Origin of the sequence: Lysinibacillus sp. KU-BSD001 (assembly GCF_042920265.1) — a bacterium.
In the GTDB taxonomy this organism is placed as follows: Bacteria; Bacillota; Bacilli; order Bacillales_A; family Planococcaceae; genus Lysinibacillus_B.
This window is the reverse complement of sequence record NZ_JBDQZI010000017.1, coordinates 61,259-82,967: the sequence shown is the minus strand read 5'-3', so window position 1 is coordinate 82,967 and position 21,709 is coordinate 61,259. Positions and strand designations below refer to the sequence as shown.

The window sequence follows — 21,709 nt, the reverse complement described above, 5'->3', positions numbered from 1 at the left end:
ATTAGAATACTCGAAGAGTACTTTTACTTAAAATAAGACTATAAAATACCCCTAAAAATATTAAAAATACAAAAGGCCTTCAGAATGAGACCATTCTGAAGGCCTTTTGTCGACAATCTGAGCCTATTGTTTAAATAGGCTTTTTTATTTGTCTCTATTTCATTTTTAGGCAAACGTAATGGCAGCTAGTTGAAGGAAATGTTGTATGTGCAGTTTTTTTACAAAATATTATCATTATATTAAAGGCGGCCGCTTATTACAAAAGTATAATGAACAAAAAAGCAGGGAGGTAAAAATGTTGAAATTTATAAAGAGTATGTCATTAAAGAACAGATTGTTATTGATTGTCTCTAGTATTGTTTTAGTACTTACTGCTGTGATTACTATTCAAAGTATTAATGAACTAAATAATCGCATGGATGCAGACCTTGAGCAAGAACTGAAAAGTGTAGGTATCTTAACAGCAATGAACCTTGATCAGGAAGAAATCGAATCTTTGTTATCTGTAAAAGGCGAGGATAATGAGACTTTCCAAAAAGTACAAAGACAGTTAGATACTATTCAAAATGAACAAGGGGTTATGAGTTGGAGTTATCTTTGGAAAATAGAAGATAACAACATTATTCCAATCGGTTATACTTCTAATTTAAATGAAGTATACGAAGCAGGAGAAGCTTTTGCTGATTTAGCACCTGAGCATATTGAAACAGCGAAACTGGCACTTGATAGTAATCAAGCAGAAGTGACAGCAATTTTTGAAGACCCTTTCGGTACATGGCGAACAGTATTTGCCCCAATTAAAGATGGTAGAGGGGAAATTATTGCGTTAATTGGAATTGATTATTCAGCAGAATATATTAATGCCATTATCAAATCAAGTATTATTAAACAAATTACGATTACAGTAATTGGCTTGGCTATTTTATTAGTCTTACTTTACATACTCATTGTACGACTGTTTAAACCACTTGGAAAAGTAGTAGAGGTTGCAAATCAAGTAGCCAATGGAGAATTGAAAGATGTAGATTTGGACATTACGAATGATGAAATTGGTCACTTATCTCAATCTATTCAAACAATGGTTTCGAATTTACAGCATCTCATATTAAATATTAGAAATGCATCGAACCATATTTCTACTGCAGCAAACCAATTGAATGTGAATGCGGCAGGTGTATATGATAGCTCTACACATATTGCGAAGGACATGGAACAAATTACGCAAAATGCTGAAGCATCTTTAATCACAACAGAAGAAACAGCTACTGCTATGGAAGAAACAACGATGGGTATACAGCAAATTGCGGATTCGGCAAATAGTGCAGCTGAGTCATCTAGTTCTTCTTCCCAAGCTTCAAGACATGGGAATCATGTTGTTCAACAAGTTGTTTCCCAAATGCAGTTAATTAATGAATCAGTTGAGCAAATTGGGAAAACTATCAATGGTTTGCATGTAAATACAAATAAAATTGGTGATATTGTAAACATTATTACGGAAATTGCAGATCAAACGAATTTACTTGCACTCAATGCAGCGATTGAAGCTGCACGAGCTGGGGAACATGGTAAAGGATTTGCCGTTGTAGCAGATGAGGTAAGAAGATTAGCAGAACAATCCTCTCAATCAGCAACGGAAATATATAATTTAATTAGTACAATTCAATCCGATTCAAACGCTTCTCTTGTAGTGATGGAAAAAGGAAAAGAAGATGTAAAAGCGGGAATGGAATATACAAATGAAGTAGGTGAAATCTTTAAGGGGATCTTAACTGCTTCAGAAGAAGTAGCAAGCCAAATCAGGGAGATTTCTGCAGCCTCTCAACAAATATCAGCGTCTTCAGAAGAAGTGACAGCATCGGTCAATCATATTACACACTCTGCACAAAAATCGGCAGCATTCTCAACGAATGTGTCAGAAGCTACACAGAAACAATTAGTGACGATGCAGGAAGTCACACAGGCTTCTGCCTCACTAGGCGAAACGGCAGAGGAATTACAATCACTTGTAGCTAAATTTAAATTGGAGAATGATTGTTAATGGAATTTGATTTTAAAGGGAAAAATGTATTGATTACAGGGTCCAGTAAAGGAATAGGCAAGGCAATTGCATTAGCGTTTGCAGAGCAAGGGGCCAATATTTTAATAAATTACATTGGAGACGAGAAAGAAGCAGAACAGGTGCGTGTGCAAGCAGAGAAGTTTGGGGGATATGCGTTGAAATTTCATGCCGATGTGTCAGATTCTCAGCAAGTTCAAGAAATGTTTTGTTATATGGATAATGACTTCGGCATGATTGATATATTAGTAAACAATGCTGGATTTGCACAGTCTTCTAATATCATAGATTTAACAGATGAACAGTGGGATCGGATGATTAAAGTACATCTATATGGTTGTTTCTATAATAGTAGAGAAGCAGCGAAAAGAATGAAGCAAAAAGGCAGTGGGAAAATTATTAATATTTCCTCTGATCTTGGTAGCTTAGGATGTGAAGAATTTACACATTATTCAGCTGCAAAAGGTGGTATTAATGCATTTACAAAAGCTTTAGCAAGAGAGTTAGCCCCTCATATTTTAGTAAATGCAGTAGCTCCTAGTGGAACATACACAGATATTTTGAAAGAATTTGGCGAAAATTATATTGAAGAAGAGTCCGCTAAATATCCTTTGAAACGGCTAGCGCACCCGGAAGAAATAGCAAAAAGTGTGTTATTTTTAGCTTCAGAACATGCTAATTTCTATACGGGGCAAATTTTAACCCCTAATGGTGGAGTCGTTATGAATGGATAAGGAGTATTCAAATGTTAAATATCATCGTATTCAGCCTATATCTAATTTTTATTTATTATGTAGGTTATAAAGGCTACAAGCGTGTACAAACAGCAGAAGACTTAATTGTTGCAGGCTGGAGTATGCCACTATCTGTTGTAACAGGAAGCTTAATTGCCGCACTATTAGCGGCACCATTCTTTTTTGCGGCTGTTGGATCAGGTTATACAAGTGGCGGTTTTGAAGGGTCGGCCACAATGGGTGGACTGGGTACATGTATGATTTTAGGTGGACTCATTTGGACGAAGCCACTTAGAAGATTAAAAGGTTGGACGTTAGCAGATTACTATGGACTGAGATACGGTAGCAAAAAATTAGGTGCTTACACAGGGATTGTAATGGCTATTGCATTCGGTGTTTTCAATGCAGCCGCATTAACAGTTGGCGGAACGTATATTATTCAGCAATTGCTACAAATCGACTTTCTTCCGGCCGCGTTATTATTTGTCTCATTAACCGTATTATATTCAGTAATCGGTGGACTATGGGCAGTAGCCTATACCGAGATTGTACAAGGTGCACTTGCGATTGCTGGTATTTTAGGTATTACTATTTTTGTTTTATTTTACTATCCTGATATTACATTTAATCCAGAATGGTGGAATATTAGTGAATTATTCAATAAGGCGGGAGTAGAATTTTGGTCGTTATACCTTGTGCTAGCCCTTGGCGATATTCCAGCAGTGGACTTGGGACAACGGGTTGCCGCAGCAAAAAGTCCAAAGGTAGCACAGCGTAGTATGATGATTGCTGGTGCTGTCATTATTGCAATTAGTTGGATTCCTGGGATGCTAGGCGAGGCGTTCAGAACGATTTATCCAAATAGCGATAATCCAGAAACATTGATGCTAGCTTTTGCACAGGGTTACTTTCCACCACTGATAGCTGCTATTTTCTTAACGGCAATGGCAGCAATGGGGATGTCAACAGTTGCGGCATGTTATGTTGCTACTTCAGGCATTGTAACGAAAAATATTTATTTAGATTTTATTAACCCAAACCCGCAACCTAAAACGTTATTACGTTTTTCGAGACTCGTAATTCTTTCAAGTGCTTTGTTAGGCTTAGTATTAGCAGTTAGCTTCCAAAGAGTAATCGACTTAGCTTATTTAGCATGGGATATCATTTTCGTAACGATTTTTTGGCCGATTGTATTAGGACCATTTTGGAGGCGAGTGAGTACACCTGCTGTTTGGGCCAGTATATCCGTAGGGCTCATTTATTACATAGTCACTTCATTGACATCGGTTCCTGCGCTCCCTATACAATCAGAAGGGTTTATCGGATTACTGCATGAACTATGGTTAGTCCCTGTTTTCTCAGGCGTTGTGATTTCAGGGATGACAATCGTTGTAGTTAGCTTACTTGTTCCTCCTACTGAACATGTACTAGAAATGCACAGAGTTGAAAAAAATAAAGCATTAGATGATGTAGAAAGTAAATAATATAATGAAAATGGCGAGAGACTATAAACGGATAGGTCTCGCCGTTTTTTTGTTGAAAATTGGTATTTACTTACTTTTATGTAGGACCTATAAATATCAATGCTTGTGAATTGCTGTATTTTCACTTAGAATAAAATACTGTTTAACAGAATGACGATCAATTATTTAAATATGATGAATGAGTGTTAGGTTTGATCTTGAAATAGCACAATATATAGGAGGTTTTTATATGACAAATAATGATATATTAATTCGCTTACGCTATGCACTGGATATTAAAAATATCGACATAGTAGAGATGTTTAAGCTTGGGGGCATGCATTTTACAAAAGAAGAGGTGCTCAATATGCTCATCAAAGTAAGAGAAGACGAGGAAGCACCCGAAAACTTCGTCAAAGTAAATAATAAAATGCTCGAGGCGTTTTTAAATGGCTTTATTACATTTAAGCGTGGACCGCAAAAAGATAAAGACGGAAATGTAGCAGGACCGATGCCCGTCACAGGCAAGGAAAGTGCTAACAACATGTTGTTAAAGAAAGTGAAAATTGCCTTACAGCTAACGAGTGAAGATGTACTAGATTTGTTGTATGAAGGTGGGGTAACGGTATCCAAAGGAGAAATCGGTGCCATTTTACGCAACACGGGTCATAAAAACTACAAGGAATGTGGCGATCGCTTCGCACGTTGTTTCTTAAAAGGTTTGACAATGAAATATAGAGGATAGTGTATAAAGCGATGCGGCATAGGCTGTATCGCTTTTTTTATAACATTATTCCTGAAATTGTAAAAACATTCTAGTGAACTGTATAATTAAACTAGGTAATCTCAACATTCACTACGAATCAATCGCAAAATATGGAAGGTTCTATAGTCAATTCTTCAGCAGAACAATTGAATGCAATGAAAGAAATCGAAAGATCATCAGAGAAATTATCAGAAGGGTTACTAGGTTTAGCTAACACGTTCAAGGTGAAATAATGAAAAAAGAGGGGGAAAGCGGCACAGAATGAGTTTATCTTTTGTGTCGCTTTTCATATTTGTGTAGCTATTTATTTTCATTTTTATTAGACTGCTGGTTTTTATCGTGGTTGGTCTTATTGTTTTTATTTTTTGCTTTCGCATCAAATTCAGCAGCGAATTCCTCGTTTAAATTGTCGTTAGGATTATTGTTATTGCTATTCGTGTCATCTAAGTCTGTGCTTTTATATAGACCATATGGATTGTGTGTACGTGTATTCATTGTTCTCTTATTATTTTTACTCATCGCTTTTCACCTCCTAAAGTGTAATGTGCGCAACATAGAACGTTTTATGAGCTGTTAAAGAAATATCATAAAAAGGACAAATGTAGCTGAACTCGTTATGATAGTAGTAAAGCAATAGGTAAATGTAGGAGGGAAGTAGAATGGAGATTGGGTTAACGACATTTGTTGAAACGACACCAGATGTAAGTACAGGAAAAACGATTAGCCATGCTGAACGCATTCGAGAGGTACTAGAAGAAATTGTACTGGCAGATGAAGTAGGATTAGATGTGTACGGTGTGGGTGAGCATCACCGAAAAGATTATGCCTGTTCCACGCCAGCTGTATTACTCGCCGCTGCTGCCCCGCTGACAAAACGAATTAGGCTAACAAGCGCGGTGACCGTACTCTCTTCTGATGATCCAGTAAGAGTATTTCAAGAGTTTTCAACGGTTGATGCACTGTCAAATGGACGTGCGGAAATTATGGCAGGGCGAGGCTCTTTTATCGAATCGTTCCCGTTGTTTGGCTATGATTTAAAAGATTATGATGCATTATTTGATGAAAAATTAGATCTGCTATTAAAAATAAGAGAATCTGAAATCGTTCAGTGGAGTGGAAAGCATCGTCCTGCCATTCATAACCGAGGGGTGTATCCACGTCCAGTCCAGGATTCTTTACCGATTTGGATTGCAAGTGGTGGTACGCCGCAGTCTGTTGTACGTGCAGGCACTCTTGGCTTACCGCTTGCTTTAGCCATTATTGGTGGCAATCCATTACGATTTGCATCGCTTGTTAAACTGTATTATAAAGCGGCTCAAAAAGCGGGGCATGATATTTGCAAGCTAACGGTTGCTACGCATTCACATGGGTTTATCGCAGATAGTACGGACATGGCTGTCGAAAAATTTTTCCCGCCAACACAAGCTGTGATGAATGCTTTAGGGAGAGAACGTGGTTGGGGTCCTTATACACGTGAAACATTTGATGATGCATGTAGCCTAGAGGGAGCTTTGTATGTTGGAGATGTCCAAACCGTAGCAGAAAAAATCATTTTCCTTCGTAAACAGGTAGGCATTACACGTTTTATGCTCCACTGTCCAGTTGGCTCCATGCCGCATGCAGATGTGATGAGATCCATTGAGCTACTAGGAAAAGAAGTCGCCCCTATCGTTCGAGAAGAAATTGAACGATGGGAAAAAGAAGAACACAACCGTGCAGATTAAATAAAACACAGGAGGAGAACATCCCCCTGTGTTTTAAATTTCAATGACAAGCGGTAGAAGCATTGGCTTTCGCTTTGTATGGGTAAATACATATTGACCAACTGCTTTTTTCACCGCTTGCTTCATCGCAAAAGGATTGGCTTCCTTAAAACGGTCAATGCTTTCTTTGACGAGCATATTGATATTGTTAATCAAATCCTCTGCATCCTTTGCATAAACAAATCCACGAGAAATCGTATCTGGCTCAGAAATGAGGGAGCCGTCTAGCTTACTAATCGTTATAACAATGACGAGCATTCCATCTTCAGAGAGTTGCTTCCGGTCACGAAGTACAACTTGTCCTACTTCGCCGATGCCGTAACCGTCCACATACGTATCACCAGCTACCGTTTTACGCGTTTGCCGTGCTACCCCGTTTTGAATATCGACAATATCGCCATTGTTAATAATGAATGTATTCCCTTTTTCTACGCCGACTGATTCAGCTAATAAACGGTGTTGATGAAGCATTCTATATTCCCCGTGAATCGGGATGAAATATTTTGGCTTTATCAGTGTTAACATGAGCTTTAAATCCTCTTGATAACCGTGTCCAGAAACGTGCATACCGGTAATACTTGAAGAACCGTAAATGACATGGGCGCCTAATTGGAATAAATTATCCACGATACGTGAGACATCTTTTTCGTTTCCTGGTATTGGGGAAGCAGCTAAAATGACTGTATCACCAGGGTGAATTTTGACATCTCGGTTGCTACCGGTTGAAAGTCGAGCAAGTGCGGCAAGCGGTTCCCCTTGGCTCCCCGTACATAAAATAGCGATTCGTTCCGAAGGGAGTTGATGAATATCACGTGCATCGACCATCATCCAATCAGGGACATCTAAATAGCCTCGCTCTCTCGCCACATGTACGACATTGACCATACTTCGACCAAGCAGTGCGAGCTTACGATTCGTTTTCAAGCAGGCATCGACCACTTGTTGTACCCGATTGACGTTGGAGGCAAATGTTGAAACGAAAATTTTGCCTTTTCCTTGTGCTTTTAGAAAAGCTTCTTCAAGATGACCACCAACAAGCTGTTCAGATGGGGTCAATCCAGGACGCTCAGCATTTGTACTTTCAGATATTAAAGCCAGTACACCTTCTTCACCGATTTTAGCCATTTTATGAATGTCCGAATATTGCTCGTTTACAGGTGTTAAATCGAATTTAAAATCACCTGTATGAATGACCTTTCCTTCGGGTGTATGAAACACAATGCCTAAACAATCAGGAATGCTATGACTGACTTTAAAGAAGCTTACATCCATCTCCCCAAACGTTAAATGGGTATCTGCGTTAATTTCATGGAGTGTTGATTCCCGTAAAATTTTATGCTCTTTTAATTTTAGTTCAATTAATCCGAGCGTAAAACGTGTAGCATAAATAGGGATATTCATTTTCTTTAAAAAGTAAGGAATACCACCGATATGATCCTCGTGTCCATGTGTTACAATTAATGCTTTAATTTTTTCCCGATGCTCTTGTAAATAAAAAACGTCTGGAATAATTAAATCAACACCTAGTATGTGATAATCAGCAAATTTCGCCCCACAATCAATAATGACGAGGTCATTTCCATACTGTACAACATACATATTTTTACCGATTTCATTGATTCCGCCTAAAGCTAAAATAGATAATGTATTATCATGGCTTGTCACATTTAGTCCTCCTTTAGTTCGAACTGCATTGGCTACAATACTCTCTAGTATTACTTTGAATTTTTGGCTCTATACAACTGAATGAAAAGTTCATAGGAAATTCATCTGTTTTATGAATAAATGAAAAAATCCACCTTCGAAATAATTCGAAGATGGCATGATGACCACTAAAATACCTTTTTCGTATCGCGGTCGTCTTTTAACATTTCGACCGCTTCCCTAAATCGGAGGGAGTGGACGATTTCTCGTTCTCGCAGGAATTTTAAGCTGTCGTTTAAATCTACATCATCTGACATATCGATGATCCATTGGTAGGTGGCACGTGCTTTTTCTTCAGCAGCAATATCCTCATATAAATCTGCAATTGGGTCACCTTTTGCCTGGATATAAGCAGCTGTAAATGGTACACCCGAGGCATTATTATAAAAAAGAGCGGAGTCATGTGCGACATAATGATCACCAAGACCTGCTTCTTTTAATTGTTCAGGCGTTGCATCTTTCGTCAGCTTATAAATCATGGTCGCAATCATTTCTAAGTGGGAAAATTCCTCCGTTGCGATATCTGTTAAAAGACCAATAACCTTATCAGGAATCGTGTAACGTTGATTCATATACCTGAGGGCAGCTGCTAGTTCCCCATCAGCTCCCCCGTATTGTTCCACTAAATACTTTGCTAACCTTGGATTACATTCACTTACTTTCACAGGGTATTGAAGCTTTTTTTCGTAATACCACAAAGGCATTTTTCCCCCTCAATGATAAAATTTACACTTGCCATGGCCACGGTGTATCAATCCAATTCCAAGGATAATTAGAGAAACTTCTCCCAAAGTTCATGAGTGGTCCAAATTGTTGTTCAAAGTGAACCTTTAATTCCATACTTTTCTGGGCAGTTTCATTAAATTGTTTAATCGTTTCGAAATCATGAGGGTGTGTGTCTAAGTAGAGGTTTAATTCGACTAATACAAAATCAATCGCTTGAATTTCTTCGAGTAATTTATAAAATTCGGGGGGCATTTTCTTATCCATTTTTCTTCCCCCCTTTTTGGGGAGCTGGATAAGGGCTGAAGAGCTGAGGCCAAAGTGTCCCATGCCTTAAGGCTTCGTATGGAGAGTGAAATTGTGCAAGTCCGACTGGCTGGAAATTAATATATAGTTGTGGAGGTGTAGCATAGCTTTTAATCCGTATAGGCTTACATGGATCAAACGGGCTAACATAAGGCTTCCAATATTTATACTGTGTAAACAAAAAATCCTCCTTCCTGCTTTACACATTAATTAAATTATATGAATACGAAATAAAGTCTAATACAAAAAATAATTACTTACGAAGTTCTTTGTTACTGGAATCAATAAAGCGTCTTGTAAATATACATAATTAACTCATAATACATAAATGTTTAAACATATATTACCATTTAAATGACTGTTACTGTCCGCTCTAATGCCAGCTACTCGTGACGCTTCCAAAGTTTATTCGTGTAGCAATTTTCATTAAAAGGGGGATGACAGGTGAGACAAAAACCAAAAAGATTAAAAAAGGGAGACACAATCGGCATTATTTCTCCATCTGGACCATTTCGAGATGGGCAAATGGAAAAGGCTGTTCTTTTTTTAGAACAGCTCGGATTAAATTATAAGCTTGGGCAGCATGCGAGTAATCGATGGGGGTATTTAGCTGGGAAGGATGAAGAGCGTTTAGCAGATCTTCATGACATGTTTATAGATACAGAGATTAACGGGATTATTTGCTCTCGGGGTGGCTACGGCGCAGCAAGAATAACAGACAAGATTGACTTTGAGCTCATTCGAAATAATCCAAAAGTATTTTGGGGATACTCTGACATTACGTTTTTGCATACATCCTTTGGTCAATTGTCCAACTTAGTGACGTTCCATGGACCAATGCTCACATCCGATGTGGCTAGCGCTGATTTTGCGGGACTGTCTGCTAAAATGTTTGAGCAGTTATTTGAACCAACAACACTTGTATATGATGAAAAAATAAGCGAGCTAGCGGTACTTAGCCAAGGTACAACGAAAGCAGAAGTGGTAGGTGGCAATTTATCATTGTTAGTGCAAAGTATCGGCACAACATTCGAAATCGAAACAAGTGGCAAAATTTTATTGATTGAAGATATTGGCGAGGAACCATATCGTGTGGACGGTATGTTAAATCAACTGCGTCAAGCAAATCAGCTAGAGAGATTAGCTGGCGTAGTCATTGGTGATTTTGCAGATGCATTATCAACGGGGGATAAGCCTTCATTGACATTAGAGGAAGTGCTGGACGATTATTTTAAAGACCGACCATACCCTGTTATGAAAGGCTTTAAAATCGGCCATTGTCAGCCACATTTTGCGATTCCTTTAGGGGTTGAAGGGGAGCTAGATACTTATAGTAAAACGTTACGCCTCTCACCAGGTGTCGAGTAGGGAGTGGGATGATGAAGATTCAATCGATTGAAACGTTTGAAGTCGCTGTACCTTTAATCAAGCCATTTAAAACGGCACTCCGAACTGTGACAACAGCCCAATCGATTTATGTCGTTGTAACAGATGAGGCCGGGAAAAAGGGGTACGGGGAGGCACCACCGACACATGTTATTACAGGGGAAACCCTTGGTAGTATTAAACATACTATTGACCATATATTAGCGCCTGTATTAATCGGAAAAGATTTAATGTATTCAGAGCGAGTATTTACGGTTCTCCATGAAACGATTATTGGTAATACAAGTGCTAAGGCTGCGTTAGATATGGCAATTTTTGATTTACTTGCACAACACGTCCACCAGCCTTTATTTCGTTATTTAGGCGGTTACCGAGACACGATAGAAACAGATTTTACCGTTAGTGTGAATGAACCAAGTGAAATGGCAGATGATGCCGAAAGCTATGTTTCCAATGGATTTAATGTACTCAAAATCAAAGTAGGAATGGGAGATATCAAGACGGATATCACGCGCATCAAAGCGATCCGCGAGCGTGTAGGTTATCAAATCAGACTACGCCTTGATGCGAATCAAGGATGGAAAGCAAAGGAAGCCGTCAGAGCCATTCGTCAAATGGAGGATACGGGACTAGCAATTGAACTCATTGAGCAGCCGGTTAGTAAACACGATGTAGAGGGATTAAAATACGTTACTGATCATACGTATACGTCTATCATGGCAGATGAATCTGTCTTTTCACCAGATGATTTAAAGCGTATTTTGGCAATGCGCGCCGCAGACTTAGTGAATTTAAAGCTCATGAAGTCAGGGGGCATTTATAAAGCATACCAAATGAATAAGATGGCAGAAGCGTATGGGGTGGAATGTATGGTAGGGAGCATGATTGAGACAAAAATCGGGGTATGTGCCGCAGCCCATTTTGCCGCGAGTCAGCGAAATATTACGCGCTATGATTTTGATGCACCATTAATGCTTGCCGAAGAAACGATTGATGGTGGTATTCAATACAATGGCCGTGTCATTACGTTCCTAGAGAGTAGTGGGTTAGGTATTCAGGGCATAAAGGGGGGAATGTTGCATGGCTGAACACTATGTATGTGCAGTAACTGTAGCATCTGTTTGGTCTCATCCAAACATGGTGCGGGAAATTGATAAACATGCTATTTCCACCCCGGTTTCCATGCCAGAGTGGATGGAGGAGATGACGAAAAAAGAACGTGATGCACTATGCCGTGAAAATCGTCTTCATACACAAGTATTGTACGGAGAATGGCTTGAAGTTGATACCATTCATGGTGAATGGGCGAAAGTGAGAGCGGTTGAACAGCCATATCGTGATGTCAATACAGGTTATCCCGGATGGATACCCATTGCCCAATTACAAAAAAAAGTGGAGCGAGAGGCAATGGGCTATATAAGAGTGAAAGAGCCACGCACTCAACTTTATGATCAAGAAGGGCTACCATTACTCGTTTTGTCATTTAATACAGTTTTACCAGTGCTTTCAGAAGAAAGTGATTCCTATACGGTAGCGATTCCACATGGACAAGGACAAGTATTAAAAGCAACGGTTGATTTTACGACTAACAAATCCGCCTTTCCAAAGAAAACAGCACAAGCCTTTGCGAATGAAATGCTAAAGTTTTTAGATATTCCTTATTTTTGGGCGGGCATGTCTTCGTACGGTTATGATTGTTCGGGACTCACTTATAACGCCATGAAGGCTTGTGGCTATCAAATTCCAAGAGATGCAAGTGATCAAGCAAAAGGTGGAAAAAAAGTAAGCCTAGAGAACAGGGCTGCTTGGCAAGTAGGCGATTTATTGTTTTTTGCCTCGAATGGTGAAGGGCGAATAAGGCATGTAGGGATTTATATAGGGGGAAATCGCCTGTTACATACGTCCATTGCGGGAGGCAAAGTAGAAGTTATTCACCTGCAAGGGCATCAGCTTGATCAAGAAATTGTACAGGTTAGGCGTTATATCTAGGGGAAGAGTATGGAGAAAGAAGTATCAAGAAAGAGACAGGTCACTATGTTGCTTGTCATTTATATAAACAGCAGATTAATATCACTACACCACAGTTTCAGTTGCGGGGTGTGGTTTTTCTTTTATCAATTGAAAATGCAAACAGCAAGCTATAAAGTGATGTAAAGTGTTAGAATAGATAGAGTTAAAAGAAAAGATAAGGTGAATCAGTTTTGAAAACATTTAAGAAAGTTTATATCGAAATTACAAGTGTGTGTAATTTAGCTTGTAGTTTTTGCCCGCCTACGCAACGTGCCAAAGGGCTTATTAAAGTAGAACAATTCGAAAAGATTTTAGATCAAATTCGTCCACATACAAAATATATTTACTTGCATGTAAAGGGAGAACCGTTACTGCATCCACGCATTGATCAGCTATTAGATGCGGCACATGAGCGCGGCTTTAAAGTAAATATTACGACGAACGGGACACTCATTAAAAAGCAACGTGAAAAATTGCTAGGCAAGCCAGCGCTTCGCCAAATGAACTTCTCACTTCACAGTTTTGACGGGCATGAAGGGTCAGAAAATCGCGAGAAATATTTAGGGGATATTTTAGATTTTGTACGCGAAGCACGTGAGCATAACGTCATTTTCTCGTATCGCTTATGGAATTTACAACGGGATGATCAGACAGAGACTGATCGTCGTAAAAATGCTGAGACGCTAGAACTTCTCGAACAAGAATATGACTTACCGTTTAAAATTGAAGAACGTGTAGAGCCAGGAAAAGGTGTAAAAATTGCACCGAATATTTATTTGAACCAAGACCATGAGTTTAAGTGGCCAAGCTTACTAGAGCCTGAATATACAGGGAAAGGCTTCTGTCATGCGCTGCGTAGTCAAGCTGCTATTTTAGTGGATGGAACAGTCGTACCTTGCTGTTTAGATGGTGAAGGGGTTATTAATTTGGGGAATGTGAATGAAAAGTCGTTTTCAGAAATTGTGGAAAGCGAGCGAGCAAACAATTTAGTCGATGGTTTTTCGCGCCGTGAAGCGGTCGAAGAGCTATGCCGTAAATGCGGCTACCGCCAAAAGTTTGGTTGATTAAAAAACGATTCGAGTTAGTTGCTCGAATCGTTTTTTGGTGCTTGTAAAAATGTCACCGTCATTTGCTCGCTATCATATAAACACCAATCACGTGATTCTACAACGGCTCCCACATTGATTTCGTATGTTCGGTCGCCGACATATATCGGTTGATTGTACTCGATTTTTGTCCGCACGCCGTTTATGTAGATAGCCGCACGATGACTATGTCCGAAAAATAATAAGGGTGTTTCATATGAAGGGAAAGTGGGTTCGAAATGCTCGTTCCAATCAAACTGATGCCCGTGCATGAGTGTCGCATTTTTAATGACAATCTTTTCTTCATAATTCAAAAATTGTTGTATGCCTGTAACGAAAGCAATACGTTCCTCTTGATTGCCGATAATCGAGGGGAATGTCAGCAGTTCAGTAAATTTCTTTTTAATAATAGTGGCTTGCTCGAGTGGGACATGCTCGGTTAATGCAGCCGCTTTTCGTTTCCCAATCAGGCATTCATATAAATCACCAAGACCAATCATTTGTGCAGTCGGTACTATTTCTTCAATATGTTTTAAAACCGCTTTTGTATTTTTGTAGTTTGAGTGTAAATCACCAAGTAGTGCGTATTGCATCGTTTGCCCTCCGTTTCCCTCATTATAGTAAAAAAATTTATTGTTAAAAATCAAGTCTAATTGTAAAGTGTTATGAATTTTCATTGCTATCAAACTCACTGAATTGTTAAAATATTAATAGATTTGAATTTTCTGGTTTCAGAAGGACAACTGAAATTATGAAAGGGATTATTGACAAAAAGATTTTGAAATACAAGGCTTAAAAAATTATTAGGCATGTTTGGAACGTTTGGCTAGAGGGAAGAAATTTTCGGTTTGTATACTTTTCTGATTAAGGGTGACTTTTGCTCAGTTGCCACCCAGTGCATGTGGAAAAGTACTAACACATACGTTAAGACCGTCACAAAATGTTGAAACAAAGGGGATAGGAAAATGACAAATGTATATATCGTAGATGGAGCAAGAACAGCCTTTACAGCATTTGGTGGTTCATTTGCAAGGATAGATGCGGTACAACTTGGCACTGCAACAGCAGTAGAAGCATTAAAACGTTCGGGTGTTACACCAGAGCAAATTGATCATGTTGTCTATGGGGGCGTCATTACAACAGGAGCAAACTCATCTTATTTAGCGCGTCATATCGGACTATATGCAGGTGTACCTCAGGAAGTGCCAGCATTAACACAAAATCGTTTATGTGGTTCAGGGATGCAATCTGTCGTGACAGCAGCTCAGCAAATTTTACTTGGCGAAGCAAATGTCGTATTAGCTGGTGGGGCAGAAAATATGTCACAATCCCCATATTCGAATTTTACACAGCGCTTTGGCGGAGCTAAAATGGGGGACTTACAATTTACCGATATGTTGACAGCTACATTAACCGATCAGTACACAGGAAACGGTATGGGTATGACAGCTGAAAAACTAGCGGAGCACTATGAAATTTCGCGCGAGGAGCAAGATGCATTTGCGCTGCTTTCAAATGCGCGCGCAGTGGCAGCACGTGATGCAGGAAAATTGAAAGAAGAAATCGTGCCTGTTACCGTGAAAACACGTAAAGGCGAAACGGTTATTGATACAGATGAACATATAAAAGAAGATGGTACGATGGCATCACTTGCCAAGCTTCGTCCAGCATTTCAAAAAGATGGTACCGTAACCGCTGCAAATGCATCGGGCATTAATGACGGTGCGGCATCTGTTGTTGTAGCAAGCGAACAGTTTGTACAAGAGCATAATTTAAAGCCGATTGCCCGTATTGTCTCGTGGGGAGTAGCAGGGGTAGATCCAACGATTATGGGCATTGGTCCAGTGCCAGCCATGAAACAAGCATTAGAGCGTGCGAAGTTAACAATAGAAGATTTAGATGTAGTAGAAGTGAATGAAGCATTCGCTGCCCAATATTTAGCTGTAGAAAAAGCACTCGGTTTAGACCGTGAGAAGACAAATGTCAACGGTGGTGCCATTGCGCTTGGTCATCCAGTTGGGGCAAGTGGTACACGTGTCATTTTGAGCGCCGCATACGAGCTGAAACGTCGCGGTGGTAAATATGCCGCAGCCAGTCTTTGTATCGGTGGTGGACAAGGAATTGCATTAATTATTGAGGCGGTTTAATCGGAAAAAACTAGCGTAGTCCAACATGGATTATGCTAGTTTTTTCATGTGTAAATGAACGAGAAAACTATTAAAAATTTGCGGGACTTTCCGTGTGACCACTACACAAAATGTGATAAACTAAACATTAACGAAATTAAACTAAAGCGAGTTGAATAGATAATGGTAGTAAAAGAACAACCATTTTTACCAATATTACTAGGTTCAGATATGAATGCATACGGCATGGCACGCGCTTTTTATGAAGCATACGGATTAAAACCACTAGTGCTAGGTCGTTCACATTTGACGGCTACACAAGATAGCCGCATTTTAAATTTCCAACAAATTGATGAATTAAACACGCAAGCAGTATTTGTCGGGGCGATGGAAAAGGTCGCTGCTCAATTTCCAAATAAAGAGCTGCTATTATTAGCGTGTGGTGATGATTATGCGAAGCTCATTATTAAAAATAAACCAGCATTACAACAATGGTTCACTGTACCGTATATTGATGAATCATTAATGGATGAAATTTTACTAAAAGAAAACTTTTATAAAATGTGTGAGAAGTATCAATTCAAATATCCAGGTACAACAACGGTAACAGCTCAAGATTACGAAACATTCACACCGCCATTTGAGTATCCAATTATTATTAAAGCATCAAATTCAGTGGAATACTGGGCATGTTCATTCCCAGGGAAAAAGAAAGTATTCGTTGCACATGATGAAGCGGAAAAAACGGCGATCTTAAAAGCTATTTATAGCTCCACATACCAAGATACAATGATTGTACAGGAATTTATTCCAGGTGATGATTCGTATATGCGTGTATTAAATGCGTATGTTGGGAAAGACGGTAAAGTAAAGTTAATGTGTTTAGGAAACCCGATTTTAGAAGAACATTCCCCAGAAGGGATTGGTAGTTATGCAGCAATCGTGACAACATACGATAAAGAGCTCATGGACCAAGTGCGCTTCTTCCTAGAAGATATTGGCTATACAGGCTTTGCGAACTTCGATATGAAATACGATGTGCGGGATAAGCAGTACAAGCTTTTTGAAATTAATTTACGGAATGGCCGCTCAAGCTACTATGTAACAGCAGCAGGCTATAATTTAATGAAATATGTTGCAGATGATCATATGCTGGATATTAAGCAAAATTTAACATATGCAGATAACGAGCATTTATGGATGATTATCCCAAAAGGTGTATTATTCAAATACGCATCAAATGAAAAGTTGAAGCTTAAGGCAAAAAGTTTGATTCGTGAAGGGAAGTATACAAACTCTCTATTCTTCAAGCAAGATATGAATATGAAGCGTTGGGCGAAATTAACGTTAAATAGTTTGAATTACTACCGCAAGTATAAGAAATATTTTAATAACAAAGGTTTGTCAGAGTAAATGAAGAAAACATTAGGTATTATAGGTGGGGTTGGCCCACTTGCAACGATGCTTATTGGTGAAATTATTGTGCGTCGTACAAAAGCTAATAAGGACCAAGAACATGTCCATACAATTATCGATAATGATACATCGATTCCAGATCGTACGGCATATATTTTAGATCAAACGAAAGAAAATCCAATCCCGTATTTACAGCGTGATGCGAAAAAGCTTGCAGAGTATGGAGCTGGTGTCATTTGTATTCCTTGTAATACCGCCCATACATTTTATCGTGAAATGCAAGAAGCAACATCTATACCGGTACTCCATATGATTCGTGAAACAGCGAAACGGGCAAAAGAGCTAGGGGCAAATCGTGTAGGGATTTTAGCAACAGATGGTACACTCGCTTCCAATATGTATCAAACCGCGCTTGAGGAGCAAGGGATCACACCTGTTGTACCTGGTGCACAGATCCAGCAGCAAGTGATGACGGTAATTTACGATTATGTAAAAGCTGGGCGAGATATAACACCTGAGTTATGGGCGCCAATTGAAGCGGTGATGACGGACTGTGACCGCATTATTTTAGGGTGTACAGAACTTTCTATCGTGAATCGGGATTTAAAATTAAGCACACAATATATTGATTCACTCGTCGTGTTAGCAGAAGCAGCCATTGTAGCATGTGGCTATGACATCAATCAGTAATCGTAGACCTGTCGTTTGAGACAGGTCTTTTTATTCGTTTATATGGTACACTAAAGGCAAGTATAAAAGAGGTAGGTAAAAACAATGTCAGCTATACAATTATTAAACGAAATATGGCAAAAAAAATGGTCATTTGAATCAGAGATGAAGATTCAACAAGAAATGATTCCAGCGATGCTTGGTGGGAAAGATATCGTGGCGGAATCACCGACAGGCTCAGGAAAAACACTTGCTTATGTATTACCCATTTTAAATAAAGTAGATGGCACAAAAAAACAAACACAAGCATTAATCGTTGCCCCTTCACAGGAACTGGCGATGCAAATTGTCGAAGTCATTCGCGAGTGGACAGCAGGGACGGATATTACCGCACAACAATTAATCGGCGGTGCAAACTCAGCACGTCAAATTGAAAAGTTAAAGAAAAAGCCAACGATTGTAGTAGGGACACCAGGTCGTCTAAATGAATTAGTGCGTGCAGGAAAGCTGAAGTTAAAAGAAATTGAAACCGTTGTGTTGGATGAGTGTGATCAGCTACTGAGCCGTGAATACCGAGTAGTTGTGAAATCATTTATAGACGGTGCTGCATGGGGACGTCAAGTTGTCGTCGTATCGGCTACGATTACAGAAGAAATTGAAATTGTGGCAGAACGCATGATGTTCGATCCAGTACGCATTAAAATTAAGCCAGAAGATATGGTGAAGGTCGGCAAAGTCATTCATTCCTTTGTCAAGGTAGAAGAGCGTGATAAAACGGATTTATTACGCCGTTTAGCCAATCTTGAAGGGTTACGCGGCTTAGCGTTCGTGAATAATATTGATCAAGTATTAATGAAAGAAACAAAGTTAAAATACAAGGAAGCACCAATTGTGACGCTGCATTCTGATATGAAAAAAGAAGAGCGTAAAAAAGCGCTAGATGCTTTCCGTAAAGGAGAAGCACGTATTTTAATCGCAACAGATATTGCAGCGCGTGGTTTAGATATCGCTGGTCTCACACATGTTATTCATGTTGATGTACCGCGCACAATTGAGCAATATTTACACCGCTCAGGCCGTACAGGGCGTGCAGGGGCCGACGGAGAAGTGTTAACATTACTGTCTTATAAAGATGAAAAAACATATAAAAAATGGACACGTGAAATCCCAGGCAAACCGGTTCAAAAAATTTGGACACAAGGTGAATTAATCGAAGGAAATGCGAAGACAATCGAACAAGCACCAAAGAAAGACAACAAGAAACCGTATCAATCGAAAAGTGGGAAACCAAAAAGAGTATTTAAAAAGGAGAAATAGGATATGACTTTTGGAGAAAAGTTAGCGGCATTTGCAGAATTAGCTGTAAAAGTAGGCGTCAATATTCAACAAGGGCAATACCTTTTAATTAATACTTCTACGGATACATTAGAATTTACAAGAGAAGTTGTCAAAAAGGCGTATGAAGCTGGTGCAGGACGTGTGCATGTTAACTTAACAGATGCTGTTTTTGAGCGTGCCTTTTTTGAACATACAACCGTTGAGGAGCTTGAGAAGTTTCCAAAATGGATTGTGGCACAGCGTGAAGAATTAATCGAACGTGGTGGGGCACTGTTATGGATTGATGCAGCAGACCCGGATTTACTTGCAGGGATTGAAGTAGAGAAAATTACTACCCAACAAAAAGCAGCAGGTACAGCACTTGTGAACTACCGAAAAGCAGTCATGAACGATGATATTGCTTGGTCGATTATTGCCGTTCCTTCTGCCAAATGGGCAGCAAAAGTATTTCCACATTTACCGGAAAACGAGCAAGTAGATGCATTATGGGATGCTATTTTCAAAACCGTTCGTATCGGCGAAGGGGATGCTGTAGAAGCATGGCGTAAGCATGTCGAAAACTTAGAAAACCGCGCAGCGGAGCTGAATAAAAAACGATATAAAAAGCTGCATTATAAGGCACCCGGTACAAATGTAACAATTGAGCTTCCTGAAAAACATTTATGGTTAACAGGTGGCAGTAAAACACCACAAGGGACCACATTTATTGCGAATATGCCAACGGAAGAAGTATACACAATGCCAGCGAAATACGGTGTGAATGGCACTGTGTCGAATACAAAACCGCTTGCCTACAAAGGGAATGTTATTGATCAGTTCACATTAACATTTGAAAAAGGGAAAATTGTTAAGGTACATGCAGAAGTAGGCAATGACTTACTACAACAGCTCATTACGACCGATGAAGGATCCAGTTATTTAGGAGAAGTAGCACTTGTACCACATGAATCGCCTATTTCTTCATCTAATATTTTATATTACAACACACTGTTTGATGAAAATGCATCCAACCATTTAGCGATCGGGGAAGCCTATCCAACTTGTTATGAAGGTGGACGTGAGCTGGGGCAAGGACAGCTTGAAGCACTCGGCATTAATACATCGATTACACATGAGGATTTCATGATTGGTAGCGGCGAAATGGATATCGATGGTGAGTTAGCGGATGGTACAATGGAGCCGATTTTCCGTAAAGGTAACTGGGCATTTTAAAAAAATAATATGGAATAGGAGAGATGTAAGGTGAAAAAACTGTTTATATGTCTCCTTGCATCTTTTCTGTTTACATCGAGTGCTTCAGCGAAAGAAATCTACGTCGCACTCGGTGATTCCCTAGCAGCAGGACAAACACCGTATTCAGAAATTGATGCAGGGTATACCGATTTCATCGCGATGCAACTCATGCGCGCTGGTCAACTCCAGTCATTTACAAAACAGCTAGCATTTCCTGGCTACTCGGTAGGGGATGTACTAGAGCGGGTAAAAACGGAAGAAGCGGATGCGCTTTTACGTGATGCGACAATGATCACCATTTCAGCTGGTGCCAATAATTTATTGCCTCTCGTGGCTCACAACCCACAAAACGGCACAATGAGTTTTTCGCAGCTCTCTGTTAATTTTGCATTAAATAAAGCACGCGAAGATTATATAGAGCTATTAAAGCATGTAAATGAAGTAGCACCAAATGCGGATGTGTATGTCATGGGGTATTATTTTCCTTATGTCAGTGTCCATGCAGAACAAGCGGTAGGGGTAAAACAACAGCTACATCTTTTAAATGAAATTTTAGCAAATGTTGCCAGTGCATATGGTGCGCAGTTTGTGGACGTATCATTCGGTAATGAGGGGAGTCGCTATTTACCAAATGTAGCAGACGTACATCCGAATATGGAAGGGTATCGTGTGATGGCGAATGCGTTGTTAGAGAAGCTAGGTATCATGCCAATGAGTACGGCTCAAATCCCTGAACCAAACCCACTCACATTCCAAGAAATTTTACAAATGCAACAGCAGCAACAGCAGACAATCGAAGAACAAGTAGCGGTAAAGCCGATTGAACAATATGTGGTGTACTATGGCTACGACCGATTTAAGCGACTCTTTCTGTAGGGGAAGGGTCTTTTTTTATACAATATCATGTTATCCTATGAAAGCTAGCTATCAC

The 21,709-nt window shown here is 39.5% G+C and carries 21 protein-coding genes; 15 read left to right on the top strand and 6 right to left on the bottom strand.

The window, feature by feature from the left end:
• The first annotated feature begins 298 nt into the window (after window positions 1-298).
• The 4 genes from AAGS61_RS18745 to AAGS61_RS18730 all read left to right on the top strand — a co-directional run bounded on the left by AAGS61_RS18745 (window position 299) and on the right by AAGS61_RS18730 (window position 4,998).
• A complete protein-coding gene (locus AAGS61_RS18745; RefSeq protein ID WP_391375513.1) occupies window positions 299-2,038 on the top strand; it encodes a methyl-accepting chemotaxis protein in 1,740 nt (579 codons plus the stop codon).
• Window positions 2,038-2,790 carry an SDR family NAD(P)-dependent oxidoreductase gene (locus AAGS61_RS18740; protein ID WP_391375510.1) on the top strand — a complete coding sequence of 251 codons (753 nt, stop codon included), beginning with the start codon at window positions 2,038-2,040 and terminating at the stop codon, window positions 2,788-2,790. The genes AAGS61_RS18745 and AAGS61_RS18740 overlap by 1 nt, the downstream gene beginning before the upstream one ends.
• 11 nt (window positions 2,791-2,801) lie before the next feature.
• Window positions 2,802-4,274, top strand: a complete 1,473-nt coding sequence (locus tag AAGS61_RS18735) for a sodium:solute symporter family protein (protein WP_391375507.1) — start codon at window positions 2,802-2,804, stop codon at window positions 4,272-4,274.
• 229 nt (window positions 4,275-4,503) lie between these two features.
• Window positions 4,504-4,998 carry a DUF1456 family protein gene (locus AAGS61_RS18730; RefSeq protein ID WP_391375504.1) on the top strand — a complete coding sequence of 165 codons (495 nt, stop codon included), beginning with the start codon at window positions 4,504-4,506 and terminating at the stop codon, window positions 4,996-4,998.
• Window positions 4,999-5,319: 321 nt separating this feature from the next.
• Here AAGS61_RS18730 and AAGS61_RS18725 read toward each other — a convergent pair whose 3' ends face one another.
• Entirely contained in the window at window positions 5,320-5,538 is a 219-nt protein-coding gene (locus tag AAGS61_RS18725) for a hypothetical protein (RefSeq protein WP_391375501.1), read from the bottom strand.
• 140 nt (window positions 5,539-5,678) lie between these two features.
• Between AAGS61_RS18725 and AAGS61_RS18720 the strand changes: the two genes are divergently transcribed.
• A complete protein-coding gene (locus AAGS61_RS18720; RefSeq protein ID WP_391375498.1) occupies window positions 5,679-6,743 on the top strand; it encodes an LLM class flavin-dependent oxidoreductase in 1,065 nt (354 codons plus the stop codon).
• A 33-nt stretch (window positions 6,744-6,776) separates the two neighbouring features.
• On the opposite strand, the gene AAGS61_RS18715 is transcribed toward AAGS61_RS18720, so the two are convergent.
• The 4 genes from AAGS61_RS18715 to AAGS61_RS18700 all read right to left on the bottom strand — a co-directional run bounded on the left by AAGS61_RS18715 (window position 6,777) and on the right by AAGS61_RS18700 (window position 9,696).
• Window positions 6,777-8,447: a ribonuclease J gene (locus AAGS61_RS18715; protein ID WP_391375495.1), complete on the bottom strand. Its 1,671-nt coding sequence runs from the start codon at window positions 8,445-8,447 to the stop codon at window positions 6,777-6,779.
• Between the two features lie 167 nt (window positions 8,448-8,614).
• Window positions 8,615-9,184, bottom strand: a complete 570-nt coding sequence (locus AAGS61_RS18710; RefSeq protein ID WP_391375523.1) for a manganese catalase family protein — start codon at window positions 9,182-9,184, stop codon at window positions 8,615-8,617.
• Between the two features lie 28 nt (window positions 9,185-9,212).
• Window positions 9,213-9,476: a spore coat protein CotJB gene (locus AAGS61_RS18705; protein ID WP_391375492.1), complete on the bottom strand. Its 264-nt coding sequence runs from the start codon at window positions 9,474-9,476 to the stop codon at window positions 9,213-9,215.
• On the bottom strand, window positions 9,469-9,696 hold the full coding sequence (locus AAGS61_RS18700) for a spore coat associated protein CotJA (RefSeq protein ID WP_391375490.1): 228 nt from the start codon (window positions 9,694-9,696) through the stop codon (window positions 9,469-9,471). The genes AAGS61_RS18705 and AAGS61_RS18700 overlap by 8 nt, the downstream gene beginning before the upstream one ends.
• 263 nt (window positions 9,697-9,959) lie before the next feature.
• On the opposite strand from AAGS61_RS18700, the gene AAGS61_RS18695 reads away from it, so the two are divergent.
• The 4 genes from AAGS61_RS18695 (at window position 9,960) to AAGS61_RS18680 (ending at window position 13,975) form a co-directional block, all read left to right on the top strand.
• Window positions 9,960-10,883 carry a S66 peptidase family protein gene (locus AAGS61_RS18695; protein WP_391375487.1) on the top strand — a complete coding sequence of 308 codons (924 nt, stop codon included), beginning with the start codon at window positions 9,960-9,962 and terminating at the stop codon, window positions 10,881-10,883.
• Window positions 10,884-10,894: 11 nt separating this feature from the next.
• Complete coding sequence (locus AAGS61_RS18690; RefSeq protein WP_391375520.1) at window positions 10,895-11,989, top strand: dipeptide epimerase; 1,095 nt, start codon at window positions 10,895-10,897, stop codon at window positions 11,987-11,989.
• Window positions 11,982-12,890: an NlpC/P60 family protein gene (locus AAGS61_RS18685; RefSeq protein WP_391375484.1), complete on the top strand. Its 909-nt coding sequence runs from the start codon at window positions 11,982-11,984 to the stop codon at window positions 12,888-12,890. Before AAGS61_RS18690 ends, AAGS61_RS18685 begins: the two co-directional genes overlap by 8 nt.
• Window positions 12,891-13,102: 212 nt before the next feature.
• Window positions 13,103-13,975 carry a radical SAM/SPASM domain-containing protein gene (locus tag AAGS61_RS18680; protein ID WP_391375481.1) on the top strand — a complete coding sequence of 291 codons (873 nt, stop codon included), beginning with the start codon at window positions 13,103-13,105 and terminating at the stop codon, window positions 13,973-13,975.
• A gap of 17 nt (window positions 13,976-13,992) precedes the next feature.
• Here the strand turns inward: AAGS61_RS18680 and AAGS61_RS18675 are convergent, their stop codons facing one another.
• Entirely contained in the window at window positions 13,993-14,589 is a 597-nt protein-coding gene (locus AAGS61_RS18675) for a metallophosphoesterase family protein (RefSeq protein ID WP_391375479.1), read from the bottom strand.
• Between the two features lie 372 nt (window positions 14,590-14,961).
• Here AAGS61_RS18675 and AAGS61_RS18670 point away from each other — a divergent pair, with 372 nt between their 5' ends.
• The 6 genes from AAGS61_RS18670 (at window position 14,962) to AAGS61_RS18645 (ending at window position 21,654) form a co-directional block, all read left to right on the top strand.
• Window positions 14,962-16,143: an acetyl-CoA C-acetyltransferase gene (locus tag AAGS61_RS18670; protein ID WP_391375476.1), complete on the top strand. Its 1,182-nt coding sequence runs from the start codon at window positions 14,962-14,964 to the stop codon at window positions 16,141-16,143.
• Between the two features lie 162 nt (window positions 16,144-16,305).
• The gene (locus AAGS61_RS18665; RefSeq protein WP_391375473.1) at window positions 16,306-17,535 is read left to right on the top strand and encodes an ATP-grasp domain-containing protein; all 1,230 of its coding nucleotides are present in this window, start codon (window positions 16,306-16,308) and stop codon (window positions 17,533-17,535) included.
• On the top strand, window positions 17,536-18,228 hold the full coding sequence (locus AAGS61_RS18660) for an aspartate/glutamate racemase family protein (RefSeq protein ID WP_391375470.1): 693 nt from the start codon (window positions 17,536-17,538) through the stop codon (window positions 18,226-18,228).
• Between the two features lie 84 nt (window positions 18,229-18,312).
• Entirely contained in the window at window positions 18,313-19,524 is a 1,212-nt protein-coding gene (locus AAGS61_RS18655; RefSeq protein ID WP_391375467.1) for a DEAD/DEAH box helicase, read from the top strand.
• Window positions 19,525-19,527: 3 nt separating this feature from the next.
• Window positions 19,528-20,757 (top strand): aminopeptidase, encoded by a 1,230-nt coding sequence (locus AAGS61_RS18650; RefSeq protein ID WP_391375464.1) that lies wholly within the window; start codon window positions 19,528-19,530, stop codon window positions 20,755-20,757.
• Window positions 20,758-20,787: 30 nt separating this feature from the next.
• The gene (locus AAGS61_RS18645) at window positions 20,788-21,654 is read left to right on the top strand and encodes an SGNH/GDSL hydrolase family protein (RefSeq protein WP_391375461.1); all 867 of its coding nucleotides are present in this window, start codon (window positions 20,788-20,790) and stop codon (window positions 21,652-21,654) included.
• Window positions 21,655-21,709 lie beyond the last annotated feature (55 nt).

Excerpts from the sequence above, each read along its gene's own strand:
- AAGS61_RS18740 (WP_391375510.1), top strand. The coding sequence starts at position 2,038 with ATGGAATTTGATTTTAAAGGGAAAAATGTATTGATTACAGGGTCCAGT.
- AAGS61_RS18735 (WP_391375507.1), top strand. The coding sequence starts at position 2,802 with ATGTTAAATATCATCGTATTCAGCCTATATCTAATTTTTATTTATTAT.
- AAGS61_RS18730 (WP_391375504.1), top strand. The coding sequence starts at position 4,504 with ATGACAAATAATGATATATTAATTCGCTTACGCTATGCACTGGATATT.
- AAGS61_RS18725 (WP_391375501.1), bottom strand. The coding sequence starts at position 5,538 with ATGAGTAAAAATAATAAGAGAACAATGAATACACGTACACACAATCCA.
- AAGS61_RS18720 (WP_391375498.1), top strand. The coding sequence starts at position 5,679 with ATGGAGATTGGGTTAACGACATTTGTTGAAACGACACCAGATGTAAGT.
- AAGS61_RS18705 (WP_391375492.1), bottom strand. The coding sequence starts at position 9,476 with ATGGATAAGAAAATGCCCCCCGAATTTTATAAATTACTCGAAGAAATT.
- AAGS61_RS18690 (WP_391375520.1), top strand. The coding sequence starts at position 10,895 with ATGAAGATTCAATCGATTGAAACGTTTGAAGTCGCTGTACCTTTAATC.
- AAGS61_RS18685 (WP_391375484.1), top strand. The coding sequence starts at position 11,982 with ATGGCTGAACACTATGTATGTGCAGTAACTGTAGCATCTGTTTGGTCT.
- AAGS61_RS18675 (WP_391375479.1), bottom strand. The coding sequence starts at position 14,589 with ATGCAATACGCACTACTTGGTGATTTACACTCAAACTACAAAAATACA.
- AAGS61_RS18670 (WP_391375476.1), top strand. The coding sequence starts at position 14,962 with ATGACAAATGTATATATCGTAGATGGAGCAAGAACAGCCTTTACAGCA.
- AAGS61_RS18665 (WP_391375473.1), top strand. The coding sequence starts at position 16,306 with ATGGTAGTAAAAGAACAACCATTTTTACCAATATTACTAGGTTCAGAT.
- AAGS61_RS18660 (WP_391375470.1), top strand. The coding sequence starts at position 17,536 with ATGAAGAAAACATTAGGTATTATAGGTGGGGTTGGCCCACTTGCAACG.
- AAGS61_RS18655 (WP_391375467.1), top strand. The coding sequence starts at position 18,313 with ATGTCAGCTATACAATTATTAAACGAAATATGGCAAAAAAAATGGTCA.
- AAGS61_RS18650 (WP_391375464.1), top strand. The coding sequence starts at position 19,528 with ATGACTTTTGGAGAAAAGTTAGCGGCATTTGCAGAATTAGCTGTAAAA.